This window comes from Halobacterium sp. KA-4 (assembly GCF_021028995.1).
Lineage (GTDB): Archaea > Halobacteriota > Halobacteria > Halobacteriales > Halobacteriaceae > Halobacterium.
Genome location: NZ_JAJJZG010000002.1, coordinates 300,694 through 317,935 on the forward strand (window position 1 = coordinate 300,694; position 17,242 = coordinate 317,935).

General features: G+C 67.6%; 15 protein-coding genes. 7 read left to right on the forward strand and 8 right to left on the reverse strand.

Going from position 1 to position 17,242, the window contains the following annotated elements; all coding sequences use genetic code 11:
• Nucleotides 1-79: 79 nt before the first annotated feature.
• Nucleotides 80-334 (reverse strand): hypothetical protein, encoded by a 255-nt coding sequence (locus tag LPA44_RS03875; protein ID WP_230888268.1) that lies wholly within the window; start codon nucleotides 332-334, stop codon nucleotides 80-82.
• 85 nt (nucleotides 335-419) lie between these two features.
• Between LPA44_RS03875 and LPA44_RS03880 the strand changes: the two genes are divergently transcribed.
• Complete coding sequence (locus tag LPA44_RS03880; protein WP_230888269.1) at nucleotides 420-2,150, forward strand: excinuclease ABC subunit C; 1,731 nt, start codon at nucleotides 420-422, stop codon at nucleotides 2,148-2,150.
• Nucleotides 2,151-2,177: 27 nt separating this feature from the next.
• Here the strand turns inward: LPA44_RS03880 and uvrB are convergent, their stop codons facing one another.
• On the reverse strand, nucleotides 2,178-4,244 hold the full coding sequence (gene uvrB / locus LPA44_RS03885; RefSeq protein WP_230888270.1) for an excinuclease ABC subunit UvrB: 2,067 nt from the start codon (nucleotides 4,242-4,244) through the stop codon (nucleotides 2,178-2,180).
• Nucleotides 4,245-4,378: 134 nt separating this feature from the next.
• Here uvrB and LPA44_RS03890 point away from each other — a divergent pair, with 134 nt between their 5' ends.
• The 6 genes from LPA44_RS03890 (at nucleotide 4,379) to LPA44_RS03915 (ending at nucleotide 10,242) form a co-directional block, all read left to right on the forward strand.
• A complete protein-coding gene (locus LPA44_RS03890; RefSeq protein ID WP_230888271.1) occupies nucleotides 4,379-5,569 on the forward strand; it encodes an outer membrane protein assembly factor BamB family protein in 1,191 nt (396 codons plus the stop codon).
• 42 nt (nucleotides 5,570-5,611) lie between these two features.
• The gene (locus tag LPA44_RS03895; RefSeq protein WP_230888272.1) at nucleotides 5,612-5,911 is read left to right on the forward strand and encodes a DUF7553 family protein; all 300 of its coding nucleotides are present in this window, start codon (nucleotides 5,612-5,614) and stop codon (nucleotides 5,909-5,911) included.
• Between the two features lie 42 nt (nucleotides 5,912-5,953).
• Nucleotides 5,954-6,229: a DUF7553 family protein gene (locus LPA44_RS03900; protein ID WP_230888273.1), complete on the forward strand. Its 276-nt coding sequence runs from the start codon at nucleotides 5,954-5,956 to the stop codon at nucleotides 6,227-6,229.
• Between the two features lie 249 nt (nucleotides 6,230-6,478).
• Nucleotides 6,479-6,880: an Hsp20/alpha crystallin family protein gene (locus LPA44_RS03905; RefSeq protein WP_230888274.1), complete on the forward strand. Its 402-nt coding sequence runs from the start codon at nucleotides 6,479-6,481 to the stop codon at nucleotides 6,878-6,880.
• Nucleotides 6,881-7,153: 273 nt separating this feature from the next.
• Nucleotides 7,154-10,003 (forward strand): leucine--tRNA ligase, encoded by a 2,850-nt coding sequence (gene leuS, locus LPA44_RS03910; RefSeq protein WP_230888275.1) that lies wholly within the window; start codon nucleotides 7,154-7,156, stop codon nucleotides 10,001-10,003.
• 50 nt (nucleotides 10,004-10,053) lie between these two features.
• Nucleotides 10,054-10,242: a DUF7535 family protein gene (locus tag LPA44_RS03915; protein WP_230888276.1), complete on the forward strand. Its 189-nt coding sequence runs from the start codon at nucleotides 10,054-10,056 to the stop codon at nucleotides 10,240-10,242.
• Nucleotides 10,243-10,401: 159 nt separating this feature from the next.
• Here LPA44_RS03915 and LPA44_RS03920 read toward each other — a convergent pair whose 3' ends face one another.
• The 6 genes from LPA44_RS03920 to rio1 form a co-directional block, all read right to left on the reverse strand.
• Nucleotides 10,402-11,388 (reverse strand): ornithine cyclodeaminase family protein, encoded by a 987-nt coding sequence (locus tag LPA44_RS03920; protein WP_230888277.1) that lies wholly within the window; start codon nucleotides 11,386-11,388, stop codon nucleotides 10,402-10,404.
• Nucleotides 11,389-11,650: 262 nt separating this feature from the next.
• On the reverse strand, nucleotides 11,651-13,330 hold the full coding sequence (thsA, locus tag LPA44_RS03925) for a thermosome subunit alpha (protein WP_442903360.1): 1,680 nt from the start codon (nucleotides 13,328-13,330) through the stop codon (nucleotides 11,651-11,653).
• 213 nt (nucleotides 13,331-13,543) lie between these two features.
• Complete coding sequence (locus LPA44_RS03930) at nucleotides 13,544-14,095, reverse strand: KH domain-containing protein (protein ID WP_230888278.1); 552 nt, start codon at nucleotides 14,093-14,095, stop codon at nucleotides 13,544-13,546.
• 58 nt (nucleotides 14,096-14,153) lie between these two features.
• On the reverse strand, nucleotides 14,154-14,963 hold the full coding sequence (locus LPA44_RS03935) for an ArsR/SmtB family transcription factor (RefSeq protein WP_230888279.1): 810 nt from the start codon (nucleotides 14,961-14,963) through the stop codon (nucleotides 14,154-14,156).
• A 49-nt stretch (nucleotides 14,964-15,012) separates the two neighbouring features.
• The gene (locus LPA44_RS03940; RefSeq protein ID WP_230888280.1) at nucleotides 15,013-16,149 is read right to left on the reverse strand and encodes a tryptophan--tRNA ligase; all 1,137 of its coding nucleotides are present in this window, start codon (nucleotides 16,147-16,149) and stop codon (nucleotides 15,013-15,015) included.
• A 200-nt stretch (nucleotides 16,150-16,349) separates the two neighbouring features.
• Nucleotides 16,350-17,234 (reverse strand): serine/threonine-protein kinase Rio1, encoded by an 885-nt coding sequence (rio1, locus tag LPA44_RS03945; protein ID WP_230888307.1) that lies wholly within the window; start codon nucleotides 17,232-17,234, stop codon nucleotides 16,350-16,352.
• Nucleotides 17,235-17,242: the final 8 nt, after the last annotated feature.

Consider the following 17,242-nt stretch of genomic DNA (forward strand, 5'->3'; position numbering starts at 1 on the left):
CACGGGGAGGGCTGACTGCATGGTCGGGCCGTCGCAGTGCGGCGGGAAGTGTCTTGCTCCCGACCGCAGCCGCTGCGAACTACACGCGGTCGTCGGGGTCGTGGGAGTCCCGCATCCGGCTGGCTTCCTGGCCGTAGCGCTCGCGGTCCTCGGGGTCCTCGACGGGTTCGAGGTCGTCGACGTCGGCGTCGACGGCGGCGGTGGGGTCGCCGGCGTTCAGCGAGCGCTGCTTGCGGAGCACGCGGTCACCCTCTGGCGTCGCGTAGACGAGGTTGAGCAGCCCCTTGTCGGTGTACTCCCGGAAGACCAGCCAGACGCGCTCGGTTTCGGGCATAGGTGCGGGTTCGGCGGCATTCGGTTCAAGCCTGGCGGTTCGGCGACCGCGCAGTTGAAAGTCGCCGCGGCCGTACCTCGAAGCGATGGACGCGGACGCGGTTCGGGAGCGCGCGAGCGACCTGCCGACGGAGCCCGGCGTCTACCAGTTCCTCGACGGCGACACCGTCCTCTACGTCGGGAAGGCGGTGGACATCCGGGACCGCGTGCGGTCGTACGCAGACCCGCGCAGCGAGCGCATCGCGCGGATGGTCGAGCGCGCGGACGCCATCGACTTCGCGGTGACGGACACGGAGACGCAGGCGCTGCTGCTGGAAGCGAACCTCGTGAAGCGCCACCAGCCGCGGTACAACGTCCGCCTCAAAGACGACAAGTCCTACCCGCTCGTGCAATTCACGGACCACGCCGTCCCACGCATCGAGGTGACCCGCGACCCCGACGAGGGCGCGGCGGCGTACGGCCCGTACACGGACAAGGGCGACGTCGAGATTGTGGTGAAGGCGATTCGGGAGGTGTACGGGCTCCGCGGCTGCTCGGACCACAAGTACCGGAACCGCGAGCGCCCCTGCCTCGACTACGAGATGGGGCTGTGTTCGGCGCCCTGCACGGGCGAAATCGGCGAGGCCGACTACGCGGCTGACGTGGAGTCCGCCCGCAGATTCTTCGAGGGGGAGACGGGTGCGCTCGCGGACCCCCTCGAACGCGCGATGGAGCAGGCCGCGCAAGCGCAGAACTTCGAGCGCGCGGCGCACCTCCGAGACCGCCTGGACGCCGTCGAAGCGTTCCACGGCGGCGCGGGCGCGGCGGTCGCGGGCGGCGACGACGCGGCGACGACGGACGTGCTCGGCGTCGCTGTGGAGGGCGAGGATGCGACGGTCGCGCGCCTGCACGCCGAACGCGGGCAGCTCGTGGAGCGTGACCAGCACCACTTGGATGCACCAGAGAACGAGAGTCCGGCGGACGTGCTGGCGGCGTTCCTCGTGCAGTTCTACGCGGAACGCGACCTCCCGGACCGCCTGCTGTTGCCCGAGCGCCACGGCGACGACGACGTGGCGGCGTGGCTCGACGAGGCGGGCGTCGAGGTCCGGGTGCCGGGCGCGGGCCGCGAGGCGACGCTCGTCGACCTGGCGCTGAAGAACGCCCACCGGCGCTCCGGCGAGCGGGACGAACTCGGCGCGCTCGCGGACGCGCTCGGCATCGACCGGCCGACCCGCATCGAGGGCTTCGACGTGAGCCACGCGCAGGGGAAGGCCGTGGTCGGCAGCGACGTCTGTTTCGTGGACGGGAGCGCCGAGAAGTCCGACTACCGCCGGAAGAAACTCGACGAGGAGAACGACGACTACGCGAACATGTACCGGCTGCTCCGCTGGCGCGCCGACCGCGCGGTCGAAGAACGAGACGACCGCCCAGCCCCCGACCTGCTCCTCATCGATGGCGGCGAGGGGCAACTGGACGCGGCGCGCGAAGCGCTCGCGGACGCGGGCTGGGACGTGCCCGCGGTCGCGCTGGCGAAGGACGAGGAGGTCGTCATCACGGAGCGCCGGACGTACGACTGGGCCGACGGCGCACCCCAACTGCACGTCCTCCAGCGCGTGCGCGACGAAGCCCACCGGTTCGCGGTCGCCTACCATCAGACGATCCGGGACGACGTGGAGACGACACTCGACAACGTCGATGGCGTCGGCCCGGAACTCCGCAAGCGCCTGCTACGGCGGTTCGGGAGCGTCAAGGGCGTGCGCGAAGCCTCCGTCGAGGACTTGCGGGACGTGGAGGGCGTGGGCGAGGCAACTGCAGAAACTATCACGAGTCGACTCTGAGAGGGGAATCAGGGCGACGTCCGGCCGCTACCACTCGCCGGGTTCAGGCGCGACACCCGCGTCCTCGCCCTCGTCGCCCCCGGCGAGGTCGTACTCCTCGCGAACTTCGCGGATGCGGTCGCGGATGTCCGCCGCGAGCTCGAATTCGAGGTTGCTGGCGGCCGCTTCCATGCGTTCTTCGAGGTCCTCGACGAGGATGGCGGCTTCCTGCTCGTCGCTCGGGCCGTCGCCGGCGACGTCGGACGTGTCGGTCTCCGCGCCGGGGAGATTCATGTCGCCGACCTCCTTGTCGATGGTCGTCGGCGTCGTGCCGTGCTCCTCGTTGAACTGGCGCTGGATGCGGCGGCGGCGCTGAGTCTCCTCGATGGCGTCCCGCATCGCGTCCGTGCGCTCGTCGGCATACAGCACGACCTCGCCGTTGACGTTCCGGGCGGCACGTCCCATCGTCTGGACGAGACTCGTCTCCGAACGCAGGAACCCCTCCTGGTCCGCGTCCAGAATCGCGACCAGCGAGACCTCCGGGATGTCCAGGCCTTCGCGCAGGAGGTTGATACCGACGAGCACGTCGTACTCGCCGAGCCGGAGCCCGCGCACGAGCTCGTGGCGCTCGAGCGTGTCCGTCTCGTCGTGCATGTACTCAACGGCGACGCCCGCTTCTTCGAGGTACTCCGTGAGGTCCTCGGCCATGCGCTTGGTGAGCGTCGTCACGAGCACGCGCTCGTCGTTGGCGACGCGGTCGTCGATACGGTCCATCAGGTCCTCGACCTGGCCCGTGGCGTCGGCGATGTCGATTTCGGGGTCGACGAGGTGCGTCGGGCGAACAATCTGCTCGACGACCTGGTCGGAGCGCTCGCGTTCGTAGTCGCCCGGCGTCGCGGAGACGTACAGCGTCTGGTCGGTCTTCTCCTCGAACTCCTCGAACGTCAGCGGGCGGTTGTCGTACGCCGTCGGGAGCCGGAAGCCGTTCTCTACCAAACTATCTTTCCGGGACTTGTCGCCCGCGTACTGGCCCTTGATTTGGGGGACCGTGCGGTGGGACTCGTCGATGACGGTGAGGAAGTCGTCGGGGAAGTAGTCCAGGAGTGTGTATGGCGCGTCCCCGGGCTCGCGGTCCGAGAGGTACACCGAGTAGTTCTCGATGCCCGAACAGTAGCCCGCCTCCGCCATCATCTCGAGGTCGAACGTGGTGCGCTCCTCGATACGCTGGGCGGCCACCATGTCGCCGTTGCGCTCGAAGTGCCGGACGCGCTCGTGCATGTCCGTCCGAATCTTCTCGATGGCTTCCTCCATCTCGTCCTCGGGGACCGAGTAGTGCTCCGCGGGGTGGAACAGGACCGCGGGCTCCTCGCTCTCGACGGTTCCCTCGAGGGGGTCGAGTTTCGCCATTCGGTCGACCTCCTCGCCCCAGAACTCCACGCGCACGGGGTAGCGACCGTACATCGGGAACACCTCGACGGTGTCCCCGCGGACGCGGAACGTGCCCTGCGTGAAGTCCACGTCGTTGCGCTCGTAGTTCAGGTCCACGAGCCGCCCCAGCAGTTCGTCGCGCTCGATTTCCTGGCCGACTTCGAGGCGGAGGCTCATCTCCTCGTAGTTGCCCGGGTCACCCAGTCCGTAAATCGCGGAGACCGACGCCACGACGATGACATCGTCCCGGGTCAACAGCGAGCGCGTCGCAGAGTGACGCAGCCGGTCGATTTCATCGTTGATGGAGGCGTCCTTCTCGATGTACTTGTCCGTCTGCTCGACGTACGCCTCCGGCTGGTAGTAGTTGTAGTACGAGACGAAGTACTCGACGGCGTTGTCCGGGAAGAGGTTCCGCAGTTCCTCGTAGAGTTGGGCCGCGAGCGTCTTGTTGTGTGCGATGACCAGCGTCGGCTGCTGGAGCTCCTCGACCACCCACGAGACGGTGTTGGTCTTCCCGGAGCCCGTCACCCCGAGCAGCGTCTGTGCGTCGGCACCGTTCTCGAACCCCTCGACCAGCTGCTCGATGGCGTCGGACTGGTCGCCCGCGGGGTCGAACGGCGCGTCCACGCGGAACGGCACGTCGGCCTCCGGCCGGTCCGGCTGGAGGGGACCGCTGGCGTCGCTCATTATCTGATAGTAGGCGCGAGGACACTTCAGGGGCTCGCCACCGGCGGCGTGGGCGACCGCAGGGGGACCACGTTATCGCGAGCGGCGTGCGACCCGACAACAGACACTTGCCGGCGCCGGACGAACCGTCGACGATGCCCTCCAGACGCGACGTGTTGAAGACCGGCGCGCTCGGTGCAGCAGGCCTGCTCGCTGGCGGCGCGGCGCGATACGGTGCGTGGTCGCCGGCGCCGCTGGACCCGCCCGAGGGGACGTGGCTACAGCCGCGGTACGACGATGGCAACACCGGCCACAATCCGGACGCGTCCCCACCAACTGGGGACCCAAGTCTCGCGTGGACCTACGACGTTGCCGGGGCCGTGAACGCGCTCGCCTCGGGCGTCGGCCACCTGTACGTCGGCACCGACCACGCCGTCTACGCGTTCGCGGACGGCGACCAGCATCCGCGCTGGGACCGGGCCGCGAGCGGGTACCGAATCGCCGTCGGCCCGGACGTGGTCGTCGCGGTCGGCCGCGGGATGGTCGCCGCATTCGCGGCGTCGAACGGCGCGCTGCGGTGGCGGCACGACGTCGAGAGCCGGGTCTACGGCGTGCTCGTCGACCAGCGGACGGCGTACGTCGGCGTCGACGACCGGCTCGACGCGTACGCACTCGACTCCGGCCGTCGCCGATGGCGCGTGGAAACCGGCGCCGACACCTTCCCCGCGCTCGACGGGCGCCACCTGCTCGCCGGTGCGTCGAACCTCGCTGCGTACGAGCCACGAGGCGCGCTCCGGGGCGTCCTCGTGGACGCGCCGACACGCGCCTGGACGTCTCGCGACGTGTTCGGCCCGACGAGGCCGGTCGTCACCGGTAACCGCATCGTCGCGGGAGAGACCACCTGCTTCCAGACGGAGACCTGTGGCGTGAACGTGGTTTTGCCGGACGGCACCCGCGAGCACTATGTCGAACTCGGGAACAGCGCGGGTAGCATTGCCAGCGACGGTGACCGCGCGTACGTCGTCTCCATCCAGTACGGGGACTCCGAGAACGGCTACAACGTTCCGGACTCCTCAACGCTACACGGCATCGACGTCGACACCGCCGAGGAACGCTGGTCGTTCCAGCGACCCGGCTGGTTCTGTCCGCCGGTCGTCGCGAACGATACCGTCTACGTCGGCGAGGCTGGGAACGAACACGGCGACGGGAACGTGTACGCACTCGACGCGGAGACAGGCGAGACGCGCTGGACGTACGGCGAACCCAACGGCGTGACCGTCCTCGCTGCGGTGCGGGATGCCCTCCTCGTCGGCACGGACGACGGCGGGGTCCTCGAACTCCAGTAGTCGGCCCCAACGCTTTCGCCGCGACCGGGCGAAGCCGCGAGCATGAGCGACGACACCGGCAACGGCGAGCAACTGCTGTCCGCCGTGGAGTGCCTTCGAGACGCCGAGGAACTCGTCGAGGGTGGCGACATCGAGGATCAGTTGTACGCGGAGGCCGAGACGCTCGAAGAACTCGCGGCGCGGGACCGTGCGCCCGACCAGCGCCGGCTCTCGGGCCACCGCCACACGCTCCGGGAGTTCCACGGGCGCGTCGACGAAGACGCCCGCGACCTCGTCGCGAGCGCGCTCGACCACGTCGTCAGCGTCGAGGACGCCGTCGGCGAAGGGTCGGGACCCTGGTAGCCACACCGCACCTATTTCCCGGACCCGGACGATATTCGACGCATGGTACGCGAAGACCTGCGCGCGGCGAGCGACCACCTCCGAGCCGCCTCCGTCGCCGCCGACGACCCCGACCACGAGCAGCGCCTCTACGACCAGTCCGACGCGCTCGCGGAACTCGCGACCGCCGACGACGGCCCCGACCACGGCCGCCTCGCCCGCATCACGCACGCGCTCGACGACCTCGCGGACGCGGTCGAAGACGAGGAAGCACGCGAGAGCATCGCCGACGCCAAAGCCAGCGTCGAAGCCTATCGCGAGACCGTCGAGGGCGTCTAAGACGCACTTTTGCTGTGAGAAGGCGCCGGAGGCGCCCTCTCTAGCAAGAACTTGCGGAAAAAGCACTCCTCGCTCCTGCCGCGCCCTGCGGGCGCGTTAGTCGGTCGTCGGCCTCGTGGCTTCGCCGCGAGTGAACCGCTCGCGCATTCCGAGGCGCTATGCACCTCGCGGCGCTCGCGGATGCTCGTCAGCCGTTATTTGACTCGGTTAGCCAGTAGATTTTCCGTGGTTCGCGGTGAATCCGGGTGTATGGCACGAGGCAGCCCGTTCGACGAGTTGGAGCGACTGCTGGACAAGATGAACGACGCACGCGAGCGCGCTGGCGGCGGGCTCGCGGTCGACGTCGAGGATGAGGACGACCAGTTCGTTGTGACCGCTGACCTTCCGGGATTCGACAAGGAGGACATCGACGTGGAGGTCCACGACCGGACGCTCCGTCTCGAAGCCCGCCACGAGGAGGAGACCGAGGAGGAGGGCGAGGACAACTACGTTCGCCGGGAACGCAGCAAGCGCTCGCTCTCGCGGAGCGTCACACTCCCCGAGGAAGTCGACGAGGCGGGCGCGTCCGCATCCTTCGAGAACGGCGTGCTGACCGTGACGCTCCCGAAGGTCCATACAAGCGAGGAGTCGACGAGCGTCGACATCGAGTAGCGTCGCGGGCGTCAACGAGTCCTTTTCAGAGGCCGCCCGTGATGCGGTCGGCAACACGTGTGACGGTGTGCTCGGCGTCGCCGCGGACCGGCGGCGAGCGCGTCACGGCGGTGTACGTGCCCGGCACCGGTGAACTCGCCCACGACCTCGCGAGAGACACCCGGGCGTCAAAGACGTTCTGCGTGGGCCGACACCGGCAATCGAGTCCGGGAAGCGACAGGCCCCAGAGTCACGATGGGAGGGCTTTTGGCCCGGCAGAGTGTCACACCGGATATGACCTACGAGCCACGGGAAGTCGAGCGGAAGTGGCAGGACCGCTGGGAGGACGGCGGCCGCTACCACGCCGACCCCGACCCCGACGAGGACGCGACGTTCGTGACGGTCCCGTACCCGTACCCCTCCGGCGGGATGCACATCGGGCACGCTCGCACGTACACGGTGCCAGACGTCTACGCCCGCTACCGACGCCTCCAGGGTGACAACGTCCTGTTCCCCATCGCGTGGCACGTGACCGGTACGCCCATCGTGGGTGCCGTCAACCGCCTCCAGAAGCGCGAGGAAGAGCAGATGTCGGTGCTGCGGGACACCTACGACGTCCCCGAGTCCGAACTCGAACAGTTGGAGACGCCGATGGGGTTCGCGCGCTACTTCATCGAGAACCACTACAAGCAGAACATGAAGTCCCTCGGCCTCAGCATCGACTGGCGGAGGGAATTCACGACCAACGACGAGCGCTACTCGAAGTTCGTCACGTGGCAGTACGAGACGCTGCGCGACCACGGGCGCCTGGAGAAGGGCCTCCACCCCGTGAAGTACTGCACCGACGAGGAGAACCCCGTCACCACCCACGACCTGCTCGAGGGTGAGGAGGCGGAGTTCCAGGAGTACACGCTCGTCAAATTCCGGAAAGGCGACACGGTCGTGCCGATGGCGACGCTGCGCCCGGAGACCGTGCGTGGCGTGACGAACGCGTACATCGACCCGGACGCGAACTACGTGGAGGCGAACGTGGACGGCGAGACGTGGCTCCTCAGCGACGAGGCCGCGGAGAAACTCGTCCTCCAGCAGCGCGACGTCGAGATTCTCGACCGGTTCACGGGCGAGGCGCTGGTCGGCGAGCGCGTCACCAACCCCGTCACGGGCGAGGACGTGCTCGTGCTGCCCGCGAGCTTCGTGGACGCGGACAACGCCACGGGAATCGTGATGTCCGTGCCGGCGCACTCGCCGGACGACTGGATGGCCCTGCAGGAGGCCAAGGCCGACGACGAGCGGATGCGCGAGTACGGCATCGACCCCGCTGAGGTCGACGAAATCCAGCCGAAGGCCATCATCGACGTCGACGCCTACGACGACCCGTTCCCGGCGCGGGCGGCCGTCGAAGAGCACGGCATCGAGTCCAGTGACGACCCCGCGCTCGAAGAGGCCACGCAGGAGGTGTACAACCGCGAATTCCACGCAGGCGAACTGAAGGACATGTACGACGAGTACGCGGGCGCCGTCGTCGAGGACGTCCGCGACGAGCTGGCCGAGCACTTCCGCTCGACCGGCGAGTTCGACTCGATGTACGAGTTCTCCGAGGAGGTCGTCTGTCGCTGCGGCGGCGACGTCGAAGTCGCCAAGCAGGACACGTGGTTCCTGACGTACAGCGACGGTGACTGGAAGGAACTCGCTCACGACGCGATTAGCGACCTGGACGCGCGCCCGGACAGCGCGGGCGACCAGCTCGACCACACGGTCGACTGGCTCAACGAGTGGCCGTGCATCCGGAACTTCGGGCTCGGCACGAACCTGCCGTGGGACGACGACTTCGTCATCGAGCCGCTGTCGGACTCGACGGTGTACATGTCCTACTACACCATCGCCCACCGGCTCCAGGACGTACCGCCGGAGGAGATGGACCGCGAGTTCTTCGACACGCTGTTCTACGGCGAGGACGCCGTCGACGACCCCGACGAGACTGCCCTGGACCTGCGTGAGGAGTGGGACTACTGGTACCCCGTCGACCAGCGCGTCTCCGGCAACGACCTCATCTCGAACCACCTGACGTTCTACCTCTTCCACCACACCGACCTCTTCGAGGAGGCGAAGTGGCCGGAGGGAATCACCGTGATGGGGATGGTGTTGCTGGAGGGCGACGCGATGTCCTCCTCGAAGGGGCACGTCGTGCTCCCCACCGAAGCCATCGAGGAGTACGGCGCGGACACCGTCCGCTTCGTGCTGTTGAACTCCGCGGAGCCGTGGCAGGACGTCGACTGGCGCGACGACGAAGTCGGCACCACGAAAGACCAGCTCGCGCGCTTCTACGAGCGCGCGCAGGACGTCATCGAGAACGCGGAGGGCGTCGGCGACCGCGAGGACGTCGAGCTGAAGCGCATCGACCGCTGGCTGCTGTCGAAGCTCCAGTCGACGATTCGTGACGCGACCGGCGCGATGGACGAGTTCCAGACGCGCGCCGCCAGCCAGGAGGCGTTCTACCACTTCGAGGAGCACCTGACGTGGTACCGCAAGCGCACGGACCTCGACCGCGACGGCGCGCGGTGGACGCTCCGAGAAGTGCTGCGGACGCGACTCCGCCTGCTCGCGCCCATCGTGCCGTTCCTCTCGAACGAACTCCACGAGCAGCTCACGGGCGAGCCCGTCGGCCAGGACGACTGGCCGGAGGCCGACCCCGAATTGGAGTCCGAGCGCGTGGAGGTCGAAGAACAGCTCGTGGAGTCGCTGACCGACGACGTGCGCGAGGTCATCGACGTGACCGACACCGACCCCGACCAGATTACCGTGTTCACGCCCGCGCCGTGGAAGCAGACCGTCTACGAGACGGTTCGAGAGACCGGCACTGATATCGGCGCGGTGATGGGGAAAGTGATGCAACACGAGAGCCTGCGCGAGAAGGGCGACGCGGTCAACGACCTCGTGCAGGACCTCGTCGCGGACGTCCGCGAGCGCTCCGCCGAGGAACTGACGGCGCTCGACGAGGTCGACGAGCAGGACGTCTACGAGAACGCGGCGGGCTTCCTCGCGCGCCAGTTCGACGCCGACGTCGACGTCGTCCCCGAGACGGAAACTGACGCCGAGCGCGCCTCACGCGCGGTGCCGTTCCGTCCCGCCATCGAACTCGAGTAGCGAGCCTGTCGGCCAGACTGCTTTTTCCGCGGCGCGTCGAACCGCGACACATGAGCGACCAGAACGACGAAGCGCCGCGGAGCGTCCGGCGACATGCGGAGGTGCGGCGGAATCCCGAGATGACCAGCGTCGGCTACGCGATGCTGCTCGGCCTACTCGTGTTGCTGATGCCGCTACTGCCGTTCCTCGTCATCATTTGGGTCATCGCGCGGCTCACGGACTACGCTGCGGGACGCTGAACAGCCGCGGACGAGCATTCGTGGCCTCGTGCCGCGATTCATCGCGCGAACGTAGTGAGCGCGGGCCGACGACTGACCATCGGGAGGGAGGAGTGCTTTCTCCGCAAGGTTTTGGAAGTGAGGCGCGCGGAGCGCGCCGAGCGCAGCAAAAAGTGCGTCTTAGACGCCGAGCATGTCGAAGCCGTAGCCGTTGTCGTGTTCTTCGGCGTGTTCGTAGGCGACGTGGGCGGCGGCGACGTCCTGGATGGCGAGACCCGTGGAGTCGAAGACGGTGATGCCGTCATCGGCGGTGCGGCCGTCCTTGAGGCCGGTGACGAGTTCGCCGACTTCGCCGTAGATGTCGTCGTCGCCGAGCACACCAGTATTGTAGGGGACGTTGATTTCGCCGGAGTGGGTGGTCTGGTCGTGGTCGTCGATGACGAGTTTGCTGTCGAGGAGGAGGTCGTCGGCGAGTTCGTGTTTGCCCTCGGCGTCCGCGCCCATGGCGTTGATGTGGGTGTGGTCGCCGACGTCCTCGCGGGAGACGATGGGGTCTTCGACGGGAGTGACCGTCGAGAGGACGTCGCAGTGGCCGGCGTCGCTGATGGAGCCTTCACGGACGTCGAAGCGGTCCTGGAAGTGCTCGACGAACGCGCGAACGGCGTCCTCGTTGACGTCGCTGACGACGACTTCCTCGATGTCGCGGACGGTGGCGATGGCTTCCAGTTGCGTGTATGACTGGACGCCAGCGCCGACGACGCCGAAGGACGTGGCGTCCTCGATGGCGAGGTAGTCGGTGGCGACGGCTGCGGCGGCGCCCGTGCGCTGCATCGTGAGTTCGGTGCCGTCCATGATGGCGAGCGGGTAGGCGTTCTCGGGGTCCGAGTACACCATCGTCCCCATGACGGTCGGGAGGTCGTAGTGCGTGGGGTTGTCGGGGTGGACGTTCACCCACTTGATGCCGGCGGCGTCCCAGTCGCCGGCGTCGAGGTACGCGGGCATCGACCGGAAGTCGCCGTTGTACTCGGGGAGGTCGATGTAGGACTTCGAGGGCATCTGGGCGTCGCCCTTCTGGTAGGCCGCGAACGCGTCCTCGACGGCCGGAATCAGGTCCGCCATCTGGACGTTCTCGCTGACGTCTTCCTTGTTGAGCAGCAGCGTCTCCATGCCGCAAAAATTGCAGGCACCGCACTTAGAACCTCCCTTGTGTCGACAGCGGCCGCTATCCGGTAATTTCGAAAGAAGGTCGCGAGTCGGTGAGCGAGCGGTGCAGCGCGGCGGAACGGGAGTATCCGGCGACCGGAGGTCGCCGGTTCACAGCGCGCGAAGCGCGCTGGCGCCGAACCCACCGAAAGTGGGCGACGGGGCTTTTTCCCAAGTTTTTGCGAACGAGGACGGCGAAGCCGTCCGAGTGTAGCAAAAAGTGGGTTTACATCATCCCGCCCATGCCGCCGCCCATACCGCCGCCCATGCCGCCGGGGCCGCCGGCGGGCGGGCCTTCGTCGCCGCCTTCGTCGCCGCCGACCTGACCGCCAGCGAGGTCGCCCGCGGCGATGACGTCGTCGATGCGGAGAATCATCGTCGCCGCTTCGGTGGCGGATTCGATGGCCTGGGTCTTCACGCGGAGCGGCTCGACGACACCTTCGGCGTCCATGTCGATGACTTCGCCGGTGTAGGCGTCGAGGCCGGCCGCGGAGTTGCCGGCGTCGTGCTGGCTGCGGAGGTCCACGAGGGAGTCGATGGGGTCGTGGCCCGCGTTCTCGGCGAGGGTGCGCGGGATGACTTCGAGGGCGTCCGCGAACGCTTCGACGGCGAGCTGTTCGCGCCCACCGACGGAGTCAGCGAACTGGCGGAGCTGCATCGCGAGCTCGGTTTCGGGGGCGCCGCCACCGGGCAGCACCTTGCCGTCCTCGAGCGTGACGCGAACGACGCCGAGCGAGTCGTCGATGGCGCGCTCGACTTCGTCGACGACGTGCGCGGTGCCGCCGCGGAGGATGAGCGTGACGGACTTCGCCTCTTCGACGTCCTCGACGAAGATGCGTTCGTCGCCGCCGATGTCCTTCTGGGCGACGCTGCCGGCTTCACCGAGGTCGTCGGCTTCGATGTCCGTGACGTTCGAGACGGGCGTCGCGCCGGTGGCGCGGGACAGACGGGTGAAGTCGTCGGATTTCACGCGGCGGACGGCGAGGATGCCTTCCTCCGCGAGATAGTGCTGGGCCATGTCGTCGATGCCGCCGTCCACGAAGACGACGTTGGTACCGGCGGCCGCGAGCGCGTCGACCATCTCCTTGAGCTGCTCCTCTTCCTGGTCGAGGAACTGCTGGAGCTGGTCGGGGTCGGTGACGTTGACCTCGGTGTCGATTTCGGTCTCCTTGACTTCGAGGCCGTCGTCGACGAGCGCGATGTTGGCGTCCTCGACGCCGAAGGGCATGTTCTCGTTGACGCGCTCCTTGTCCACGATGACGCCCTCGATGAGTTCGGAGTTCTCGATGGCGCCGCCGGTGACCTTCTCGACTTTGATGTTGTCCGTGTCGACGCTGCCGTCGTCGGCGACCGACTGGACGGCGCGCACGACGAGACCCGAGAGGACGTCCTTGGCGTTCTCCGCGCCTTTACCGGTCATCGAGGTCGCGGCGAGCTTCTCGAGCTCCTCGGTGTCGTCCGGGGAGATGTCGACGGCCTTCTCCTCGAGGAACGTGCGAGCCTGCTCGGCGGCCTGTCGGTAACCCTGCGCGAGCGTGGTCGCGTGGATGTCCTGTTCGAGGAGGTCCTCGGCCTCGGAGAGGAGTTCGCCGGAGACGACGACGGCGGAGGTGGTGCCGTCGCCGACCTCGGTCTCCTGCGTCTCGGCGACCTCGACGATCATGTTGGCCGCCGGGTGCTCGATGTCCATCTCCTTGAGGATGGTGACGCCGTCGTTCGTGACGACGACTTCACCCGTGGAGTCCACGAGCATCTTGTCCATCCCTTTGGGGCCGAGTGTGGTACGTACGGCCTCGGAGACGGCTTTCCCGGCGGTGATGTTCATCGACTGTGCGTCCTCTCCGGAGGTGCGCTGGCTATCCTCCGAAAGTACGATAAGCGGCTGATTACCCATCTGCTGCGCCATAGTCACTGTTTGATTGAATGCGATTCTATTTAAATATTGTGCGAAAGGGAGTAACACACCCTGGGAGACGCGCTGAGACGGCAGTCAACGCCAAATTCGAAAATTCACGACGGGGTATTTATGCTTAAATCGGGTTTTCTCGTCGGGAGACGGCGCTCGCGCTCGGCGAGCACAGAGAACGAGAAGGTAGCAGAAAATCCTGAGTGTGTCGCCTCAGCCGGAGAACTCGTGGTACTCCATGCCCTGCTGTTTGAGCTCCTCGGCGCGCTTGCGCTCAAGGAACGAGTAGACGGAGCCGTGGGGTGCCCCGTCGAGCAGCATCTCGGCGGCCGACCGGGCGACGTCGACCTCGTTGGGCTGGCCGATGACGCCGAACGTCGACCCGTAGATGACGACGTTCGCGCCGGTGAGTTCCTCCATCAGTTCGCGCGTGCGGCCGTTCTCGCCGATGAGTCGGCCCTTCTTGCGGCGGAGGTCGTTGTCGTTGCGGGCGGCGCGTTCGATGTCGACGGTCTCGAACATCCGCATGTCGTCGTCCAGCAGGCTGAGCGCGGCGTCCGGGTCGAACCCGCGGCCGATTGCGCGGACGATTTCGGGCGCCTGCATCCCGCGAACGGGGTCGCCGGTCCGCTCGATGGCGACCGACCCGTCCTCGGAGTCGACGTCGAGGCGAACCTCGGCGGCCTGCTCGATGCGGCGCAGCGTCTCACCTCCCTCGCCGATGAGCGCGCCGATGCGGTCCTGCGGAATCTTCACGTGTTTCATGATACACCAGAATACTGGACGGGCGCGTAAAAGCCTTCTCTCCCGTCGTGTGACCGGTTCACGCCCGCTCCGGCGTGCTGACGGCCAGCGACTCGTCGACGACGAGGTCGAGTTCGTCGCCGTCGAGTTCGACGGTCACGTGGGCGGTGTCGTTCTCGTACGTCGCGTCGTGGAGCCAGTCGACCTCCCAGATGGGGACGGTCCGCACGTCGAGGCCGTGCTCGAAGTAGAACGCGACGACTGCCGCGTGGTCGAGCGCGACGGCGGCCGCGGTCCCGCGGAATGTGCCGCCGCACCGCTCGCACTTGAAGACCGCTCGCGGCCCGTGGTCGGGGTCGTGTTTGAGGCGGCCGGCGACCGGGCCGCTGCACTGCGTGCAGAAGCCCGCTCTGACCTCCCGCAGCATCGTCCGGAAGTAGCCGTCAAGGGCGGTCGCGAGGTCGTCCTCGCGGTCGTCCACGAACGCTGGCGGAACGCCGCCCGACAGCAGCGCCACGTCACAGTCAGTGCAGTCGACGCGCCCGCGTTCGTCCTCGTAGCTCGCTTCGAGGGCCCCGCCGCAGCTCGTACACGTGCCCTCGACTGGCACCGGTCCGACGGACGCCTCCTCCGTGAACACGCCCGAGTACAGCGCGCCGACGAGCCGGCTTCCCGCGAACCGGAGGTCGTAGCCGTCGTCGGTCTGCTCGACGAACCGGCCGCGGAGCTTCCCGAGGTGGTAGTTGAACCGCCCGGAGTCCCGGACGTCGACGCGCTCGCGGAGCTCGGAGAACGACAGCGGGTCGTCGGCCTCCCACAGCGCACGGAGGATGCGAATGCGGAGTTCGTCCGCGACCGCGCCGAACGCGGCCTCTGCGTCGCCGCTCATGTAGGGACGACGACACCGAACCGGCTTCAGCGTTGTGCCGGTGTGGGAACTACTCGCGCTGGAAGCCGACCGCGGCTCGCGCACGGTCGCGTTCGTCCTGAGTGAGCCGGTAGGCAGCGAGTTCCTCGCGCACGTCACCGAGCGCGGCCCGGCGGCGCTGGTGCCCCTCCAGGAAGTCGACGATGCGGTCGGCGGCGAATTCCTTCAGTTCGCCAGAGAGCAGGTCGCCGTTCCGGTAGTCCCGCTCGATGCGCGCGACTTCGCGGTCGTCGCGCTCGAAGAACGCCGCGATGTACTGGAACGGGACGTCGACCTCGGGGTCGCCGCCGTGCTCACGGTGCTCCTCGACGCTCGCGCAGCCGCCCGTGTAGGCGTTCTCGCGGACTTTCCGTCGGACTGTCTCGCCGTCGTCCGTGAGCCGAATCGCGACGCCCTCGGAACTACTCATCTTTCCGGGGCCACCAAGCGACGGTAGGAACTGCAGCAGCAGCGCGCCCGGCTTGTTCGCGGGGTAGCGCGCTTTCGCGGCGACGTCCCGGCTCACGCGGACGTGCGGATCCTGGTCGACGGCGATGGGGACGAGCGTCTCGTGCGCACCGTGAACGAGCTGCGGGAGCAGCAGGTGCGCGGTCTGCACGGCCGGGTAGAACCCCTGCCCGACGTTCTCGGGGGTCCCGTAGACGGCTTCGAGCGTCGAATGCGTGATATCCCGACCGAACGCCGTCGCCAGCGGGTAGACCACGTCGGCGTCCTCCGTGTCGACGACGATTCTGGTCAACACGGGGTCGAGGCCGACCGCGAGCAGGTCCCGGAGGTTGGATTCCAGATAGTCGGTGGTCTCCGCGGCGGTCTGGTCCTTGAACCAGTACTTCTCGTCGTCGGAGACGGGCACGTAGACGCGCGCGCCGAATTCGTCCTGGAGGCGTTTGGCGAAGTAGAACACCATCGCGTGCCCGAGGTGCATCGGCCCGGACGGCCCGATGCCCGTGACGATTGACTGGTCGTCCGAATCGAGGAAGGCGTCCACGTCGCGGCCTGCGTAGAACGAGCCGCGGCGCACGAGCGGGTGGTCGGGGAAGCGGCGGCGTTGGTCGTCGGTCAGTGCGTCCGCGCCGAACTGGGCGAGCAGTTTCTCGTAGTCGAGATCGCCCGCGACGCTGTACGGTGTGACGGAGTCGGCTGGCATGCTGTGTAGTGGGTGTGGCAGGTGCTCGGCGAAGCGATGCGCGAGAGAAGCGAGGGAGCCACGCGCCCGACCCGACCGGGTGACGCCCGTCAGGCCGCGGCGGCGAGACTGTCCGCTCCCGGAGCACGCCAGCGCCAGCCAGTGGGAGCGGACTGCATACGCGGCGGTAGTCGAAGACCAGTAAAAATGATTGCGGTCGGTTACTCGTCGGGGCGTTTGGTCTCCTCGTCCGACCGCGGCGACGCGTTCTCGACGACGTAGTCGTACAGCGACTCGGGGTCGACATCCGCGCCCTGCCGCGCGAAGAAATTCGCGATATTCCGGCAGTCCCGCTGCAGGAACTCGTCGTGTTTGTTGTGGTGGATGGTGACCGCCTGCCCGACGTCGATGACGACGAGTTCGCCGTCGTACACCACGAGGTTGTACTCCGAGAGGTCGCCGTGCACGAGGCCCGCGTCGTACAGCCGGCGGATGTACTCGCGGACGACCTCGTAGGCCGTCTCGGGGTTGTCGACGTCGACGTCGTTCAGCGTCGGCGCGGCGTCGCCCTCCTGCCCGATGAGTTCCATCACGAGCACGTTTCGCTGGACCGCGATGGGTTCGGGGACGCGTACGCCGGCCTCGCGGGCGCGCTGGAGGTTCGCGAACTCCTTGCGCGTCCACGACAACACGACGGCCTTCTTGTCGCCGCGAATCCCCTCGAAGCGCGGGTCGCCCTCGAGGTAGCCCCGCATCTGCTTGAAATTCGACGCGTTGATGCGGTAGACTTTGACCGCGACGTCGCCGCCATCGTGGTCGAGCGCCTCGTAGACGTTGGCCTCCTTCCCGGTCGAAATCGGGCCGCCGAACGCGCCCACGTAGCCGTCCTCGACGAGCTTGTAGATGGCCGCGTACGTCGCGTCGTCGAACGCGCCGTCGTCGAGCTTGAACCGCTCGTTGTCCTTCAGGCGCTTCCGGAACTCCGCGAACTCCCGGTCCTGTCTGCGCGCGATACGGTCCGCCTCCGTGTCCGAGACGTCGATTTCCTCGAACTCGTCGCCGGACGCTCCCTCGGTGTCCTCGGCGAGACCGAACCCGTCGGTCACCGCCGACC